18 protein-coding genes and 1 pseudogene are annotated in these 16,505 nt (G+C 63.7%); 12 read left to right on the forward strand and 7 right to left on the reverse strand.

The features are described from left to right. Nucleotides 1-19: 19 nt before the first annotated feature. Both BM314_RS06750 and BM314_RS06755 read right to left on the reverse strand, forming a co-directional pair. Entirely contained in the window at nt 20-790 is a 771-nt protein-coding gene (locus BM314_RS06750; protein WP_091977556.1) for an SDR family NAD(P)-dependent oxidoreductase, read from the reverse strand. A 210-nt stretch (nt 791-1,000) separates the two neighbouring features. Beyond that, nucleotides 1,001-1,690: an SDR family NAD(P)-dependent oxidoreductase gene (locus tag BM314_RS06755; RefSeq protein ID WP_091977558.1), complete on the reverse strand. Its 690-nt coding sequence runs from the start codon at nt 1,688-1,690 to the stop codon at nt 1,001-1,003. Between the two features lie 100 nt (nt 1,691-1,790). Between BM314_RS06755 and BM314_RS06760 the strand changes: the two genes are divergently transcribed. Continuing rightward, entirely contained in the window at nt 1,791-2,723 is a 933-nt protein-coding gene (locus BM314_RS06760; protein WP_091977559.1) for a LysR family transcriptional regulator, read from the forward strand. Between the two features lie 14 nt (nt 2,724-2,737). Here BM314_RS06760 and BM314_RS06765 read toward each other — a convergent pair whose 3' ends face one another. Then, complete coding sequence (locus tag BM314_RS06765) at nt 2,738-3,454, reverse strand: SDR family oxidoreductase (RefSeq protein WP_091977560.1); 717 nt, start codon at nt 3,452-3,454, stop codon at nt 2,738-2,740. Nucleotides 3,455-3,510: 56 nt separating this feature from the next. Beyond that, nucleotides 3,511-4,185, reverse strand: coding sequence for a peroxiredoxin-like family protein (locus BM314_RS06770; protein WP_091977562.1), 675 nt, complete (start codon nt 4,183-4,185; stop codon nt 3,511-3,513). Between the two features lie 120 nt (nt 4,186-4,305). Here BM314_RS06770 and BM314_RS06775 point away from each other — a divergent pair, with 120 nt between their 5' ends. From BM314_RS06775 to BM314_RS06800, 5 genes and pseudogenes are all read left to right on the forward strand, one after another. Next, entirely contained in the window at nt 4,306-5,211 is a 906-nt protein-coding gene (locus tag BM314_RS06775; protein ID WP_091977563.1) for a LysR family transcriptional regulator, read from the forward strand. 97 nt (nt 5,212-5,308) lie between these two features. Continuing rightward, the gene (locus BM314_RS06780) at nt 5,309-6,079 is read left to right on the forward strand and encodes an enoyl-CoA hydratase/isomerase family protein (RefSeq protein ID WP_091977565.1); all 771 of its coding nucleotides are present in this window, start codon (nt 5,309-5,311) and stop codon (nt 6,077-6,079) included. 31 nt (nt 6,080-6,110) lie between these two features. After that, nucleotides 6,111-6,965, forward strand: a complete 855-nt coding sequence (locus tag BM314_RS06785) for an alpha/beta fold hydrolase (RefSeq protein WP_091977567.1) — start codon at nt 6,111-6,113, stop codon at nt 6,963-6,965. Nucleotides 6,966-7,102: 137 nt separating this feature from the next. After that, nucleotides 7,103-8,068: pseudogene (locus tag BM314_RS06790) on the forward strand (alpha/beta hydrolase). A 568-nt stretch (nt 8,069-8,636) separates the two neighbouring features. After that, a complete protein-coding gene (locus BM314_RS06800) occupies nt 8,637-9,203 on the forward strand; it encodes a Ros/MucR family transcriptional regulator (RefSeq protein ID WP_091977570.1) in 567 nt (188 codons plus the stop codon). A 271-nt stretch (nt 9,204-9,474) separates the two neighbouring features. Here the strand turns inward: BM314_RS06800 and BM314_RS06805 are convergent, their stop codons facing one another. Next, nucleotides 9,475-10,023 (reverse strand): PAS domain-containing protein, encoded by a 549-nt coding sequence (locus BM314_RS06805; protein ID WP_091977572.1) that lies wholly within the window; start codon nt 10,021-10,023, stop codon nt 9,475-9,477. Nucleotides 10,024-10,143: 120 nt separating this feature from the next. Here BM314_RS06805 and BM314_RS06810 point away from each other — a divergent pair, with 120 nt between their 5' ends. The 3 genes from BM314_RS06810 (at nt 10,144) to BM314_RS06820 (ending at nt 11,283) form a co-directional block, all read left to right on the forward strand. Beyond that, nucleotides 10,144-10,353: a hypothetical protein gene (locus tag BM314_RS06810; protein ID WP_091977574.1), complete on the forward strand. Its 210-nt coding sequence runs from the start codon at nt 10,144-10,146 to the stop codon at nt 10,351-10,353. A gap of 303 nt (nt 10,354-10,656) precedes the next feature. Beyond that, nucleotides 10,657-10,935: a DUF6894 family protein gene (locus BM314_RS06815; RefSeq protein ID WP_091977633.1), complete on the forward strand. Its 279-nt coding sequence runs from the start codon at nt 10,657-10,659 to the stop codon at nt 10,933-10,935. Nucleotides 10,936-11,052: 117 nt separating this feature from the next. Then, nucleotides 11,053-11,283: a DUF6894 family protein gene (locus BM314_RS06820; RefSeq protein ID WP_091977634.1), complete on the forward strand. Its 231-nt coding sequence runs from the start codon at nt 11,053-11,055 to the stop codon at nt 11,281-11,283. A gap of 477 nt (nt 11,284-11,760) precedes the next feature. Here the strand turns inward: BM314_RS06820 and BM314_RS06825 are convergent, their stop codons facing one another. Further along, nucleotides 11,761-12,465: a thermonuclease family protein gene (locus tag BM314_RS06825; protein ID WP_244539871.1), complete on the reverse strand. Its 705-nt coding sequence runs from the start codon at nt 12,463-12,465 to the stop codon at nt 11,761-11,763. Nucleotides 12,466-12,671: 206 nt separating this feature from the next. Here BM314_RS06825 and BM314_RS30935 point away from each other — a divergent pair, with 206 nt between their 5' ends. From BM314_RS30935 to BM314_RS06840, 3 genes are read left to right on the forward strand one after another with little or no spacing between them, the layout of a single operon-like run. Next, nucleotides 12,672-13,028: a DUF6932 family protein gene (locus tag BM314_RS30935; protein WP_244539872.1), complete on the forward strand. Its 357-nt coding sequence runs from the start codon at nt 12,672-12,674 to the stop codon at nt 13,026-13,028. Between the two features lie 14 nt (nt 13,029-13,042). Next, complete coding sequence (locus BM314_RS06835) at nt 13,043-14,320, forward strand: helix-turn-helix domain-containing protein (protein WP_091977578.1); 1,278 nt, start codon at nt 13,043-13,045, stop codon at nt 14,318-14,320. Beyond that, complete coding sequence (locus BM314_RS06840; protein ID WP_091977580.1) at nt 14,307-15,398, forward strand: beta family protein; 1,092 nt, start codon at nt 14,307-14,309, stop codon at nt 15,396-15,398. The genes BM314_RS06835 and BM314_RS06840 overlap by 14 nt, the downstream gene beginning before the upstream one ends. On the opposite strand, the gene BM314_RS06845 is transcribed toward BM314_RS06840, so the two are convergent. Then, nucleotides 15,364-16,053: a sce7726 family protein gene (locus BM314_RS06845; protein ID WP_139237811.1), complete on the reverse strand. Its 690-nt coding sequence runs from the start codon at nt 16,051-16,053 to the stop codon at nt 15,364-15,366. The two genes, BM314_RS06840 and BM314_RS06845, sit on opposite strands and share 35 nt — an antisense overlap. Nucleotides 16,054-16,505: the final 452 nt, after the last annotated feature.

Below are 16,505 nucleotides of genomic sequence, written 5' to 3' on the forward strand. Positions count from 1 at the left end.
CGAGGCGCTGCGGGCCCGCCTAGGGCAGCGGTACACCGGACAGCGTCGCGCACCGGTCCAGCAGAGCCTCCTGCAGCCCGACGCTCTGGGTGCCGGGCGCCGGCGATTTCTCGCGCTGGTGATAGAAGTACCGGCCCGTGACATGGGTGGCCGGGTCGTCCCCGACCGCCAGCCAAGCCTGGGTCACGGGCGCGGCGGCCATATCGTCCGGCGCACCGGGACCGCCCATACGGGTCGGTACCCAGCCCGGTTCGAGGGCGTTCGACCGCACCGCGGGCCAGCGTCGCGCCACGCCGAAAGCCAGCAGGACGTCCAAGAACTTCGTTTCCGCGTACGCTTGCGATCCGCTCCAGCGCCGGCTGGTCCATTGCAGGTCGTCCATGTCCGGGATCCCGCCCGGATGCATGCCCGAACTCAGGTAGACGAGGCGGTCGGGCTTCCCCATCAAGGCCGTGAGCACGTAGGGCGCCAGAACGTTGATCGCGAAGAGATGGCTCAGACCATCCTCGGTCACGATCCGGTGCGCCTCGCGATAGCCGATGCCGACATTATGGATGACGGCGTCGAAGCGCCCGATCGCGTTGGCCTGCTCGGCCACGGATCGCATGCCGGCGATGGTGACGACATCGCCGATGACGATCCGGGCCGCGTTCGGAAGCGCCCGTCGCGCAACCTCGCCGCGATCGGCGTTCCGCGCATGTAGCACGACCTCATGGCCCTCGGCGGACAGGCGCTGGCCCGCCATAAGCCCGAGGCCGTCCGACGATCCGGTGATGAGGATGCGGGTCATCGTCAGCCCTTCAACAATGCCTCGGCCAAGACCGGCCTCGGAGGGCGCCACAGCGGCACGGCTGCCCTTCCATCGTGCGTCGCGAATGCCGGCTTGGCAGCACCGCACCATGTGATGTCGGGTGGCCCCGCGCGGCAACTCCCCTCTGGTGGACACTGCCTGCCGCGGTGCGTGGGTGGCACATATCCGGTTCGCCTGGCGGGCAGCCGGTCACCAGGGAAGCGGATTGTTGAACCGGTCGACGTAGCGCAGCCCGGCCGAGCCGCGGTTCGCCGCGATCATATCGACCACGCGCGGGATGCTCTCCTCGACAGACAGAGTCGCGTCGCCGCCGCCCATCTCGGTCCGCACCCAGCCGGGGGCGACGAGGAGCAGGGCGTGCCCGTCCTCGGGGTGCTTTGCCGCATAGCCCTTCATGAGCATGTTGAGAGCGGCCTTGCTGGACGCGTAGAGCTGCCAGCCGCCGGTGGCGTTCGCGATGCTCCCCAGCTCGGAGCTCATGATCCCGATGGTGCCGCCGGCCGGCACCAGATCCCGCAACAGTTCGACCGCGCGCACGGGCGAGAATGCGTTGGTCAGCATCATGTCGAGAAAGTCGGTCTCGCGCGCGTCGACCGGGCTGGCCTCGATCGCGCGCGCGATGCCGGCATTGATGAACAGGACGTCGACGCGTCGACCGCTCAAGCGCTCGCGCAGCGCGCGGATCGAGCCCGCGTCGTTGATGTCGACCGGCTGGATCTCGAGGCTGTCGGGGAAGCGGTTCGCGAGCGTCGCGAGCTGGTCGGAGCGGCCGCGTGCCGTTGCGATCACGCGCCACCCGCGCCCAAGCCACTCCTCCGCGAGGGCGAGACCCAGTCCGCGCGACGCGCCGACGACGAGCGCCGTGGATTGCCCTGTCATGAGAGCCTCCTCTGAATTGCTTCGGCTCCATGTGGCGCAGCAGCGCGCGAGAAATTAGCGTCGTTCTGTCAGATCATTCCGGACGTGGAGTCATGGAACGATGCCGTACGATGGCCGGCTGCTGGCCGGCGTGACGATCCTGATGGCGGTGGTCGAGGCCGGGACGATGACCCGGGCCGCCGAGGCCCTCGGGCTCACCCAGTCGGGAGTGGGACGTGCCATCCAGCGTCTGGAGGCTCGCGTCGGCGTGCGCCTGCTCGATCGCACGACCCGGACCTTGCGGCTCACCGACGAGGGTCGACGCTTTTGGGAGCGGGTCGGCCCGCATCTCGACGGGATCGAGGCCGCAGCCCTGGAGGCTGCGGGCAGTGCTCAGACGGTGCGCGGCCGTCTGCGCGTGAATGTCGATCCGTTCTTCTCGCGCCTGGTCCTGTCGCGGGAACTGGCGCGCTTCCTCGCGATCCATCGCGAGTTGCGGCTCGAACTGATCATGCGCGACCAGATCGGCGATCTCGTCGCCGACGGGTTCGATATGGCGCTCCGGTTCGGGGATCCGCCGGTGGCGGGCTTCACCGCGCGCAAGCTGCTGGAGACGCGGATCCTGACGGTCGCGGCGCCGGCGTACTTGGCAGCGCATGGCCGCCCCGCGCACCCGCGCGACCTTCGCGAGCACGCCTGCATCGACTATCAGGATCCGTTGACGGGCCGTCCCTTCGCCTGGGAGTTCCGCCGGGGCGACGAGGTCGTGCCGGTGCGGCAGCCGGCACGCCTGATGGTGTCGGACGTCGAGACGATGATCGGCGCCTGTTGCGAGGGCGCGGGGATCGCGCAGGTCATGCAGCTCGGCAGCCGGAATATCGTAGCGAGCGGCAAGCTCATCGAGATCTTCCCGGATTGGCCCGACGAGACCTTCCCCCTGTACGCGATCTACCCGTCGCGCCAGCATCGCGCCGCCAAGGTGCGCGCCTTCACCGAATGGTGCCTGCAACTGGTCGGCGGCGACAACGAGCTCGATGCCATCGCGACCCGGTGAGCCGCGTCCGGGAGCTACAGCGCCGCCCGGCCGATCGAGGCACCGCCGTCGACGTAGAGCGTCTGCCCCGTCATGAACGCCGCCCCATCCGACATCAGGAACGCGATGGCTGCTGCGATCTCCTCCGGCTGTCCGAAGCGGCCCATCGGCACCCCGGCGAGGTAACGCGTCTCGCCCTCGCTGCCCGGCGGGTTGTTGGCCCGGAACAGCTCGGTCTCGGTCGGGCCCGGCGCGACTGCGTTGACGGTGATCCCGGTCGTGGCGAGCTCGAGCGCCCAGGAGCGTGTGAAGCTGACGAGCGCCGCCTTCGCGGCCGCATAGGCCGTGCGCTCGACGCTGCCGAGGACAGTCAGGCTGGCGATGTTGACCACCCGGCCCCAGCCGCGCTTGCGCATGCCCGGCAGGGTCGCCTGCACGGTTTGGACCGCCGGGTGGAGGTTGACACGTAGGACCTCGTCCAGCGCGGGGATCTCGACCGCCCCGAGCCGCTGCGGCCGGACCAGTCCGACATTGTTGACCACGCCGTCGAAGGCGAAGCGTCCGGTCAAGTCCGTGAGGACAGCGTCGGTGGCGTCGCCGTCGGCGAGGTCGACCGGCACGAGCGTGCCGGGGAAGCCGTCGAGACCGCGGCGCGCGAGGCCGACGACGTGGTGGCCCGCGTCGGCGAGACGGTGGGCCAGCGCCAGCCCGATGCCCTTGCTGGCGCCGGTTACGAGAACGGTTCGGGACATTCTGAAGCTCCTTCAGGCCGCGCAGCCGCCGACGCGGCCCGGGCGCCGTGTCTTGGTCAGGCGGGAACGGAGGCGGCGCGGCGGAGCGCCGGCAGCATGTCGTCGGGCTCGGGCCGGCGCGTGTAGTCCGGGTTCACCTCGGCGTAGAGGATCACGCCGTCCTGCCCGACGACGAAGCGCCCGGGCATCGGCAGGGTCCATCTCGGATCACCGTTGAACGCCGGCAGGTCGTTCTTCAGGCTCTTGTAGAGGTTGACGAGGTAATCGGGCAGCGCGAAGCGCAGGCCGAACGCGGCTGCGACGTCGTTGTGCGGGTCGGACAGGATCGGGAAGCCGAGCGCGTTCTGGCGGACCGATTTCCGGCTGTTGACCGCCGTCTGCGGCGAGAGGGCGACGAGGCTTGCGCCCAGGTGCTCGAATTGCGGCAGCGCTTCTTGAAGCGCCTGCAGCTCCATGTTGCAGTAGGGGCACCACACGCCGCGATAGAAGCTGATCACGAGCGGCCCGCGCTGCAGCAGGGTCGCCGACGAGACGGGCTGACCCTCCGGATCGTTGAGCCTGAAGGCCGGAGCCCGGTCGCCGGCCCTGAGGGCGCCGGCGGCCGCGCCGGAGGCGATCAGCTCCGCGGTGGCCCGGTGCATCGTCCGGATCACCGAGGGCGGGACGTTGAAGGGGAGCTTGCCGGCCTCGAAGTCGGCCTTGAACGCGTCGAGCTTGGATTGCAGGGTCATGGTGCGGCTTCCGGAGACATCATCGCAGCGGCGCGGTGAGGACGGCTGGAGTGATGCGCCTCCCCCGATAGACAGGGCAGGCGGCCCGGGGCGATAACGCTCATTCCAGGGAGGAATGGCGTGGACCGGTATCAGGCGATGGCCACCTTCGTACGGGTCGTCGAGTCCGGCTCCTTCTCGGGCGCCGCGCGGCTCCTGAACGTCGGCCAGCCTGCCGTCTCCAAGACGATCGCGCAGCTGGAGAACCGGCTTCAGGTCAGCCTGCTCGTCCGCTCGACCCATGGCCTGAGCCCCACCGAGGCAGGCCTGCGCTTCTACGAGCGGGCACGGGCCGCCATCGCCGAGGCGGACGAGGCCGAGCGCGCGGCCCGCGGCGCGGGAGCCGGGCTCTCGGGCCGGCTGCGCGTCTCGGCGGCGACCACCTTCGCGCGGCTCCACGTGGTGCCGATACTGCCGCGCTTTCTCGCCGAGCACCCGGACCTCGACATCGAGATCATCCTCGACGACCGGGTGATCGACCTCGTCAGCGAGGGGATCGACCTGTCGCTGCGCATGGGCGCCTTGCCGGACTCGACCGCCGTCGCACGCAAGCTCGCGACCGGGGCGCGCTCGGTCCTCGCCACCCCCGGCTATCTCGCCCGCGCGGGCGAGCCGCTCAGCCCGGCGGACCTCGCCGGGCACCAGGCGGTAATCTACAGCCAGCTGCCCGATGTCTGGTCCTTCACCCGGGCGGGGACCGAGGTCTCGGTCGCGGTGCAGGGCCGCGTGCGGGTCAGCGCGGCCGAGGGCCTGCGGGCTGCGGTCCTGGCCGATATCGGACTCACCGTCACGTCGGACTGGATGTTCGCTCCCGAGTTGGCGAGCGGCGCGGTGCGGCGGCTGCTGCAGGCCTGGACGCTGCCTCCGATCGATCTCTGGGCGGTCTTCCCCACCGGCCGCATGGCGAGCGCCAAGGCACGGCTCTTCGCAGGCTTCGTCGAGGCAGCCATGGCCGAAGCCCGGGTGACCCATTCCACGGCGGCATAAGCCTTATCGCTCCGCGCCGTCATCCGCCGCCGGACGGAGCTGTCTACCTCGTCCTCACGCCGACCGAACGGGGCCGGCCACTACGAGGACAGCACCCATGGCCCGTTTCGACGCCTACCGCGACGCCTTCCCCAATGCACGCCTGACCCGCAAGCCGAACGGCGTGCTGGAGGTCATGCTCCACACCGAAGGCGGCAAGCTCGTCTTCAACGGCCACACCCACGAGCAATTCGTCGACCTGTTCCACGCCATCGGCGAGGACCGCGACAACCGGGCGGTGATCCTGACCGGGACTGGCGACGCGTTCATGGACGCGATCAGCCCCGAGGGCTTCGATTTCTTCACGCCGCAGGGCTACGACAAGATCCTGCGGGAGGGCCGCAAGGTGCTGGGCAACATCCTCGACATCGAGGTGCCGATGATCACCGCGCTGAACGGCCCGGTCCTGCTGCACAGCGAGTACGCGCTGCTGACCGACATCGTGCTCGCGACGCCTGAGACGGTGTTCCAGGACAAGCCGCACTTCGAGTTCGGCATCGTCCCGGGCGACGGCATGCACATCCTGTGGCCCGAGGTGATCGGCTCGATCCGCGGGCGATACTTCCTGCTGACGCGGCAGGTCTTGGATGCCCAGACCGCCAAGGACTGGGGCGTAGTCAACGAGATCGTGCCGCGGGACCAGTTGCTGGCGCGGGCCCATGCGATCGCGGACGGCATCGCTGCTCTGCCGCCGCTCACCGGCCGCTATACGCGGATCGCGCTCACGCAGCGCCTGCGCCGGCTCGTCGAGGAGGGGACCGGCTACGGCCTCGCCCTGGAAGGCATCAGCGCCGCCGACGTGGCGCGGAACATGGCGGCGCAAGCCTGAGCGGTCAGCGCCCGACCTCACGGAGAGTCCCATGACCCAGATCCGCTACCGTACCGCCGACGTCGACGGGTTCACGATCTTCTACCGGGAGGCCGGAGACCCTGAGAAGCCGGCGCTTCTCCTGCTGCACGGCTTCCCCTCGTCCGGCCACATGTTCCGCGACCTGATCCCGCTCTTGGCGGACCGCTTCCACCTCGTCGCCCCCGACCTGCCGGGCTTCGGCCTATCGGAGTTCAAGCCGCGCGACGCCTTCACCTACAGCTTCGACGCGCTCGCGCAGGTCATCGGCCGCTTCACCGAGGTGATCGCGCTGGAGACCTACGCGCTCTATGTTTTCGATTACGGCGCGCCTACCGGCTTCCGGGTGGCCCTGGCGCATCCGGAGCGGGTGACGGCCATCGTCTCGCAGAACGGCAACGCCTACGAGGAGGGGCTTAGCAAGGGCTGGAACCCGATCCAGCGCTACTGGCGGGACCGGAGCGACGCCAACCGCCAGGCCCTGCGGGAGCTGCTCACGCCGGCCTCGATCCGCTGGCAATACGAGCACGGTGTGCCGGACACGTCGCTGGTCTCGCCCGACGGCAGTGCTCTCGACGCGTGGTACATCCAGCGCCCGGGGGTCGACGAGATCCAGCTCGACCTCTTCGGCGACTATGCTAGCAACGTGGCGCTCTATCCGGCCTTTCAGGCCTATTTCCGGGAGCATCGGCCGAAACTTCTGGCGATTTGGGGGAGAAACGATCCCTTCTTTCTGCCCGCCGGAGCGGAGGCGTTCCGGCGGGACCTGCCGGATGCGCAGGTGCGTTTTCTCGACACCGGGCACTTCGCCTTGGAGACGCATGCCGCGACTATTGCGGAGGCTATCGCGCGCTTCCTGCAGTCCTGAACCGAGAGGTTATCCAGGCCCTCACGCGAAGACGGACGCTGGGGGGCAGGAGCCGCGCCGCATCGTGCGAGCCCGGGTCCCCCCGCGCTCGTTCCCCCGACCGCAGCATCCGATCTCACCGTTGAAGGAGCTGGACCATGCCGACACGGACCATCCTGGCCGCCGCGACCGCCCTGACCGTCGGGCATGGGACGCTGCAGCCGCTTCCGTTGGTCTCGGCCACGACGACCTACCATCGGGCCGCGATCGACGGCGTGGGCATCTTCTACCGCGAGGCCGGCCCGCGGGACGCGCCTACGGTCCTGCTGCTGCACGGGTACCCGTCGTCGTCGCGGCAGTGGGACCCGCTGCTGCCGCTACTCGCCGACCGTTACCACCTGATCGCTCCCGACTAGCCGGGCTTCGGCCAGAGCGACGCGCCGTCTCCCGCGCAGTACACCTACACCTTCGACAATCTCGCGAAGACCACGGAGGCATTGATTAGCCATCTCGGCATCGAGCGATACACGCTGTTCATGCAGGATTACGGCGGCCCGGTTGGCTTCCGCATGGCGCTGGCTCACCCCGAACGGGTCAGCGCGCTGATCGTCCAGAATGCCAACGCCTACGTGGAAGGTCTCGGCCCGAAGTGGCAGGGCATCGCCCAATACTGGGCAGACCCGGCGGCCCATCCCGAGCAGGACGACGCCTTCACATCGCTTGAGGGAGCCACTCAGCGCCACTTTGGCACCAGCCCCAACAGCGAGCGGTACAACCCGGACACCTGGACGGACGAGTACGCCATCCTCGTTCGGCCGGGCGAGCGGGAGATCCAGGCGGCGCTGCTCTACGATTATCGCACCAACGTCGCGTCCTACCCGGCTTGGCAGGCCTGGATGCGCGGCCATCCGCTGCCGACGCTCGTGCTCTGGGGCCGCTACGACCCCTTCTTTATCGTGCCGGGCGCCGAGGCCTATCTGCGCGACACGCCGAAGGCGGAGCTGCACATCGTCGAGGCCGGGCATCTCGCGTTAGACGAGGCGGCGGACGATATTGCCCGCCTCACCCGCGACTTTCTCGGCCGCATCGAAACATCGGTACTACCATCATCGACCCACCGCTAAGCGCCGCCAGCATCGTCGAACGCTCGGTACTCGCATCGGCTGAGCTTTCGATCTGGCTTTGTAGGATGTCCGCTTCCAAGATACCGCCGAAGGCTGCCGGATGACCAAGATGGGCGCAAAGCCGAATGTCAGCTTCCTGACAAAATGGCTTGTTTCTTTCGATCCCCCGCAGCGGACTGGAGATCTCCGATCCGTTGGCGGGCGGGTTGGGACGCAAGCGTGGCGGCAGCATCGTCGTGCACTTCGAGGAGTTCGGCCATCAAGCCGACTGGCCCTCGAACATGGGTTTCCACGCTCAGATTGAGGTCACGAGCCCGGGCCTGAGCGGCCTTCGGGCCACGGCACTCAAGGTCTGCGGGTTGGGTGGCATGTCGATGGACCTCGGCATCAGCGAGTCAGAGGAGGGGACCTGTGCGACTGGAGTTGAGAGACTGTCGCCAGCGATACAAGGTGGAATCCTTCTATAAAAGGGTTCGATATCCGACACATTCTCTGAGGAACCCGCAAATATCTCTTGACGAACGCTCTTGTTGGCCGCGTTCCTTGCGCACCCATCGAGGAGTTGCAAATGGACGAGAGCGCCTCAATTTCTGCGTCGGAACAGACCGACTTTATTGAGCTCACCACCGAGATCGTCGCAGCTTACGTGTCGAACAACTCGGTGCGCTCGGCCGACCTTCCGGACCTCCTGGCCGAGGTCCATCGAGCTCTCGCTGGGCTCAAGGGTGCCTCGGTTTCCGTCGAGCCCAAGGTGGAGAAGGCGACGCCTTCGCAGATCAGGAAATCCATCACGCCGGACGCGCTGATCAGCTTCCTCGACGGCAAGCCGTACAAGACGCTCAAGCGTCACATAACCGGCGCCGGCCTGACCTTCGAGGAGTACCGCGAGCGCTTCGGCCTGCCGCGCGACTACCCGGCTACCGCAGCTAACTACTCGGCGATGCGCGCCGAGTTCGCTCGCAACGCAGGGCTAGGGACGCGGCCCCGTAATGCGGCTCCGAAGACCGCTGCCGCCGACGAGACGATTGCAGAAGCGTCCAAGGCCCGGGGCCGGAAGAAGGCGTCCGAGCCGGTGGCTGCGCCGGCCGAGAAGCCTGTTCGCAGCCGCAAGAAGGCTGCTATCGCCGCGGAGTGAAGCTGCCTGGCGCGGGAGCGGTGGGGAACCGCCGGCCCGCCTGCGGGTCTATCCAGCATCCCTGATGCGATGACCTCGAACCGCCCGGCTCCGGCCGCGGCGGTTTTTTCGTGCCGGTGGCCCGCGCCTTGCGACGCCCCGGCATTCCTCCCAGGATCCACTCAGCCCCGCCGGCGCCGCCGCGCGGGGCTTTTTTGTTCGTGGCGCTCGATCTGGCTCGGCTGCCCCGACACAGGCGGTCGGGGTTGCCGAGGCGGGTTGTCATCCAGGATTAGTTTAGGGGGCGATCCGGATGTGGCACGCGCGCCGCGAGCTCCCGGCCCACCTCGAAGAGCGCCATCCGAAGAAACGGGAGCGCGCTCTTGCCGCCATCCTGCTCGATCAGCGAATGGGCAAGGATGAGGTGATCGGCAACCAAATCTAACTTGGAACTAGGCGACGTATTGAGGTGCGGCGTAGGCGGCACGAACCGTTCAACGTTGCCATAGGCCCCGATCGTATCATCCGCCCCTTCAGCGATCTCAGTGATGGATCCGAGATAGCCGATGAAGCGGTGATCGCTCATCCCGAACGAGGGCACACCTCCCGCACCAACCCATCGAGGTGTGTTGGCTGGCCCAAGCAAGCGATACCGAATGCTGAATTCCGCGGCACTCGCGATCGCCATCTTGAAAGTCTCCACAACGACCGGGCGATCATCCGGATGGACGCGCTCGAGCCAGCCTCGTCCCATCGCGTCGCGGACTTGTTGACCGGTGAAGGCCACCCATTCGCCACTCGCGTAGACGCACTGCCCAGCCGCATCCGTGACGAAGATCATGAAGTGACGTCTCGCTACCTACAGGCGAACCAATCTACGTTGCAGCCAGGGTTGTGCAAGGGCCCACTCAACCCCAGGTAAGTCCCGCGTCCATGGTGGTAGCCACAACGAGGTAGCATCATGGTCGACGAAACGGAGACGGCCAGACTGCGCTTGTGCGAGCTCGCAGAGGTGCTCGGTGTCCCGGTGGATTATTTCTATCAGGAAACGCCGACCGCGAGGCCCGAGGACACCGTCGAATTGCTTCGGCTTTGGCACCGGCTGAAGACATCATCCGGGCGGCTCGCCGCGCTCGCGGCGGTGAACAAGATCCTCGACGAGGAGCGGTGAGCGCGTTCCGCCCCGATCGATCGCCCCCCAGCCCGGTAAGCAGATAGGGATGAGACCGAGCCAAAGCGGCGCAGACGAACTCAGACTTGCAAACCGTCCATAACACTCCCCGGCTTCGACCGGGGCGCCTTTTGTCGTTCCGCCCCCGACGACACCGCCGCGCGGGGCTTTTCGCCGGCTCGCGCTGACCCAGGTGAGTGTGGACAAGGCGCCATTGTGCGACGGTAGACCATCGCTGGCAGATTGCCTCGGGCGCTGGCGGCCGAGAGTGACGTGCGCTCCCGCCCACCAGTGGGGACTGGCATGTCGCGCCTCTTCTTTGATTTTCACGATGGGCAGTCGTTCCTGCGCGATCCTATAGGCTTCGAATGCAGTGATCGTGAAATGATACGGAATGAGGCTGTGCGAGCTTTGTCGCTTATGGCCAAAGAGATCATTCCCGATAAGGGGGAAACCCAAGCCTTTACGGTTGTCGTTCGCAATGCCGCCAACGCAACTGTCTACACAGCGACCGTCTCGTTCGCTGGCCTCTGGCTTGGAGAGCTCCCATTTCCTCCCGGCGAACAGGATCCTTTCGATTGAATCGGCGATCGGTGCCTCTCTGATCGCCTAGCCAAGTTGCGTCCCGGCAACAATCAGCGAACCGTCTGCGGCGCCTCGGGTTTGAGCCACAGGGGGATCCTGATTCCGGAGGCGTTAGTGTCGCGCTACTTCATCAGCACAGCCAACGGCCACGTGGTCGAGGACGACGAGGGCGTCGAGCTATCAAGCCGCGGGGCATTGCGCGCCATGCTTGGGAGGACGCTGACGGCGATCCTCCACGACGAATGCGCGATCGACGGGGCGACCGAGTGCAGCGCCCGAGCCTACGACGAACATGGCAAGCTCGTGATGCAGGCGCGGGCCAACATCGACATCGAGGATCATTAGGACGCTCGGCTCACACACTGGTAAGATCGGACGCTCCTCCGCCCCGTGAGCAGATCGGGGCGGGGTCGAGCGGGCAGAACCAAAGTGGATTGATCAGCCTCCACCGCCTCCTCCGCCGCCCGTCCCTGGTCCGCCGAGATTGCCGTCCTTATTCGGCGTGTTCCAGTGGATGATACCGTCACTTGGTGGCCGCAGTACCGTTGTCGACGGAAGAGGAGAGCCGAATTGGGGGGCTTCGATCCTCGCGTGAGGAGCCGCTCGACGAGTTCGCCCACGTTGTGCGTCAGCTGCAGTGCTCGCGCTGATCATGAGCGCCGCCATGAGCAATCTGATGAGCACGGCAACCATGATCGTCTCGCGTCGTGCAGAGTGCACCTACAGAAGGCAACCACCGCGCACGTCGCGTCAGGATAGTCGAGCTTCGGTCGATCGCAACCGCGCAGCATAGGGCGCTCGAGGTCCTCGCCGCCCATCCGCTCAGCCTCGCGCAGCTCGCCAACCAGCCGCCTTCGCCTCGTCCTCGCTGCAGAACATGCGCTCGCCGGAGCCCGTGTCGATTACGGTCCGATCGTAGTCCCGAGTGCCGGGCAGGTGGTAGATCTTGTCGCCCTTGCGCGAGATGTTGCCCTTGATCGCGCAGGCGGCCTGTGTGGGCGCCAGAGGCTTCTCCCTCTCCGGCCGGGTCTCAACGCCGCTGGCGCGCTTGGCGCGCCTCCAGTCTGATGGCGGATCGAAGGTGCCAGCCCAGAGCCCGCGCTTCAGCGCCCTCGCGGTGGTCTCGGCCTCGACGTAGTCGCGGGAGTAGCGCTGGTAGGCCGTGGCATAGCCCTGGCTCACCATCCAGGCGTTCAGGTCCTCGTCGCCCTTCCGACATACGGCGACGGTACGCCCGTACTGGTCAGTGTCGCGCGGCTCGCACGAGATGCTCGCCTCTCCGATCCGGTCCGCCAGAGCGAGCGCCGCCACCTGCCCGCAGCGGTAGGACTTCCCGGCAACGTCCTGGCACAGCTGCGCGCTCTCGGGCGCGTCGATGCCGTGCAGCCGGATGCGGGTCCCACGGATCACCACGGTGTCGCCGTCGGTGACGGAGGCTCGGCCTACGATTGGCTCGGCGGCCAGGGCAGGGCCGGTGAGTAGCAGGAGGGCGGCGACGGCTGTGCGCATCTTCGATCGATAGCGCATCCTGGCCATCCCGCTAACTCAAGAAGCAGCGCCAGCCCGTCCTGCGAACAAGGAGGGAACGCGCCATTGACACCTGGACGTTACAACACTATCGTTGTAACATGATTCCTGACCTAGTCACCTTGGCTGGCTCGCCATGGCCTGTCCTGCCTCCCGGCCTCCACGCAGCAAGCCTGCGTGAGATCGAAGCTAGGTTCGCAATCAACGTGGGGCGACGTCTGCAGTTCGGCGGCCTCATTGACGCCTTGCGGAATCTGCGCGCCGCCGGGTGCACGCGAGCGTTTCTTGACGGCAGCTTCGCCTCGGCCAAGCCCGCCCCCGGCGACTTCGATGCGTGTTGGGACCCAACCGGAGTAGATCTTGCTCGACTTGATCCGGTTCTGCTCACCTTCGACAATGACCGCGCCGCGCAGAAGGCGAAATTCAAAGGGGAATTCTTTCCCTCCTCCGTTCCGGCAGACCGGGCCGGCACCATTTTTATCGAGTTTTTCCAAGTTGATCGATTCACAGGAGCACCCAAGGGCCTCCTAGCGATTGACCTGACAGCAGACTCGATGCTTTGAATGACGGTGACACCATGATCTACAGCGACAAGCAGTATAGCATCTCTGCCGACCAGCTAGGCAAACTCCGCGACGCCTTGGCAGCAACGCAGGCCCGCGAGACAGATCAGGCTTGGATGAAAGACATTGAAGCTGCCGCAATCAAAAGCCAGATATCCAGCGTTGAAGCTGAGCTTACGCACTACGAACTGTTGAAGGCGGGCGAAATAACATTTGCCAAGTCGCACTCCCTTGAAAGCCTGCCTTCCGTTTTAGTGCAAGCGCGCATCGCCTCTGGGCTAAGTCAAACGGATCTAGCTGAAAAACTCGGAATGAAGCCCCAGCAGATCCAGCGCTATGAAGCCTCTGAGTATATGGGTGCAAGCCTCCATAGATTGGTTGAGGTTTCAAAAGCCCTAAATGTGCATACGACAGGCCTATTCGAGTCTGGAGAGACGTCAAAGGGTGCCATTTTCTCTTGGGATAAAGTAGACGACGTTGTCTGGAAGCAACTTCCAGCACGTGAAATGGCACGCAGAGGATGGTTTGATCTGCCACGAAAAGCCGACGTGCACGAACTCGCACGTGACTACTTCATGCGCGCTGCGGGACCACAATATGCTACCGCATATCATCGAAAGAAGATGCATGGTAGTTCTTCGCCGAATGAATATGCCCTTCTTGCTTGGCAAGCGCGCATCCTAGAGCGCGCTCGAAAGATAGTGGAGACGTCAAATCCACCGGAGTTCGAGCTAGACGACCGATGGCTACCAGATCTCGTAGCACTGACACGGCGCGCAGACGGCCCTAAGCAAGCTCAGGACTTACTTCTTTCAAAAGGAATCATCCTTATTATTGAGAAACATCTGTCCGGCACGTACCTGGATGGCGCGGCTATGCTGGATGAGAAAGATAGGCCGATTGTAGCGGTCACTTTGAGGTTCGATAGGCTCGATAATTTTTGGTTCGTTTTGTTCCATGAGCTCGGCCATGTGTTCCTACATCTACCGAAAGGACTTCGGTATGATTTTTTCGACGAACAAGAAACTTCCGGCGAAGATGTAGTTGAACGTGAAGCAGATAAATTTTCGCTAGACTGCTTGATACCAGAAGAAAAATGGGACGAGTGTCTTTCGCGCTTCGCTCTTTCCGAGGAAGCCGTACAGATTGATGCCAGAAATATCGGAATCGATCCCAGCATAATTGCTGGTCGAATCCGCAAAGAATTGAATGATTTTACAATATTATCAAATCTTGTGGGGCAAGGGCGAGTATCTAGTCAGTTCGAGGACGATAGCAATGAACTTGTTTGATGACAGTTATGTACCCTCTCTTCGCTGGCGTCAGGGGGAGTATCAAGCGCTTCTTCGCTTGGCGCCATCGATAAAAGACAGGGTGGTTCCTCTTATAACGATCCCGCCGGTGGAATTCGACTTCGAACTATGGAAACCAAAAAAATCGATCCATGAGCACGTTTATCCATTCGTCTCACGATATAAGTCTAAATGGGGACTGCGGCCAGCCTGGATCGCATTAGATCCGGAGATCGCTGCTGGCAGAATGAACGATGGCTCCCATATTTTCGATTTTATATTTGCCGGGCTTCGTCCCAAAAATCATCTGGCAGTCCCAGCAGTGCCTTTGGCAGCCGATGTCGCGACAATGGATGCAACCTCCCGTGCAGTCGCAAAGGACGGTCAAGGCGCTGCCGTTTTGCTGCGAATTGAAGACTTGATGATTGGCAATCCGCGCAAATCAATTGAGACTTTCGCGGCCAATTTGGACATGTCGTTGGACGAATTGGACGTTATAGTTGATTTGCGTGCGCCAAACTTCGAGCCGTACGCGGCTTTCGCAAAGGCACTTGTGGCGGCGCTTAAACGACTGGGTAATTTATACGAGGTGCGGACAATCGCACTGCTTGCAACGGCAATACCCGACTCGTTCGCGAATATCGCGAAGGGATCTGATGAGATCCCTCGCCATGACTGGCTATTCTTTAAAACTTTTATCGGGATGTTGCCCCCAGACATGCGCCGTCCTGTCTACGGAGACCACACGATAGTACATCCTGACTTCAAAGCAATGGATATGCGTAAAATTAAGGCGGCAGGTAAGATCATCTATACCACACCTGAGTCATGGGCTACCCGTAAGGGAGGCGCGTTTCGTGATGATCCTGCTCAAATGCACAATCACTGCAAACGGGTAATGGCTGAACCCCCATTTGCATTTCAAGGCGCGGCGTTTTCCTATGGTGACAAATACATCGCAGACTGTGCGGCTATGGTGGAAAGCCCCAGCAATCTATCACGATGGAAGGACGTCTGCATAAATCACCATATTACAATGGCGACTAATGATCTCGCCACCTTGTACGCGACGCCATAGAAAATTTGATCGCAGAGGCCAGCTCGCGAACAGGAATTTCATCCACTAATTTTCTGTATAAAACTTTTCTGGGGGCATTAAGCGCGGAAGAAGCTACTCCGCGAAGCTTCAAAATCTCTTGAGCCTCGCTTCTCCACAAGAGATGCGCAAACACGAAAGGGTCTAAGTTCGGATTGAGAGATGATCGTCGTCGTGTCTCAAACTTTATACCTCCACGCGGACCATCGACAATTTCTATTAGTCCGCACCAATCAGGTATTAGCGCAAAAGTTGCGGATACATGACGGGTAGCGACCACAAGAGTAAGCTTCTGGAGAGCTGAAGAGTAAATATCGAGCTGCATCGGGAGCCGATATAGCGTGTCATTCGCGCTTTTTATTTCATAACCGTGCAAGCTTCCATTAAATACGGCTAGATCAATTCTGCTGCGTGCGTGAGCCAAGCCAAGCTCATCAATAACAAGTACATCGTCCCTGCCGTGGTGCCGACGTCGGCACTTATTCTTAAGCGCAGCCCGGATGGATCCTTCGTTGCTGGACAGGGTGCAACGAGAGCGCAAGACGCCCTCGTCTCCGCTGGCGTCCAAGGCGATGTCAGGCCGTGTACGTTGGACGGAACGGCTGCGTGGACCGCGAACGTCATTGAGGCTTGTCATAGTGACGGTCCAGGTGGCTGTATCCGACGGTGATCTGTTCGAACCGGCAATTTAGAACAAAACACGAACTTTTCGAGGTGCCAGGCTGATAGCTTTCTGCAAAATGTCACGACCTGACTGCGCGGTGAAGCAGCGGCCAAGACACAGAGCGCTGTTATGGTGCGTGGGGTGGTCTGCTCCGCTGATCGGTGCGTTGCCGACGTTCCTGATCAGGCCGTCGGATCCTTGGACAGCCGCACGTCCGGCCCATCGCCGTTCTTCTGGATGGAGATGACGTTGACCGCTTCGAGAGCAGCCCGTAGCGACGCTATCGTATCAGCGCAGCCCCCGACAGGAACAGCGATGGATCCAGCCGCGCAATCGCTGAACATTCGTCAGCTCACGTGCTCGGCCGCTGATTCCTCGAACGATCGATCGGGCTCCGAAGCCAGTCCGGAATGGCGGTCGAGCGC

It is taken from the genome of Methylobacterium sp. 13MFTsu3.1M2, from assembly GCF_900112625.1.
In the GTDB taxonomy this organism is placed as follows: domain Bacteria; phylum Pseudomonadota; class Alphaproteobacteria; order Rhizobiales; family Beijerinckiaceae; genus Methylobacterium.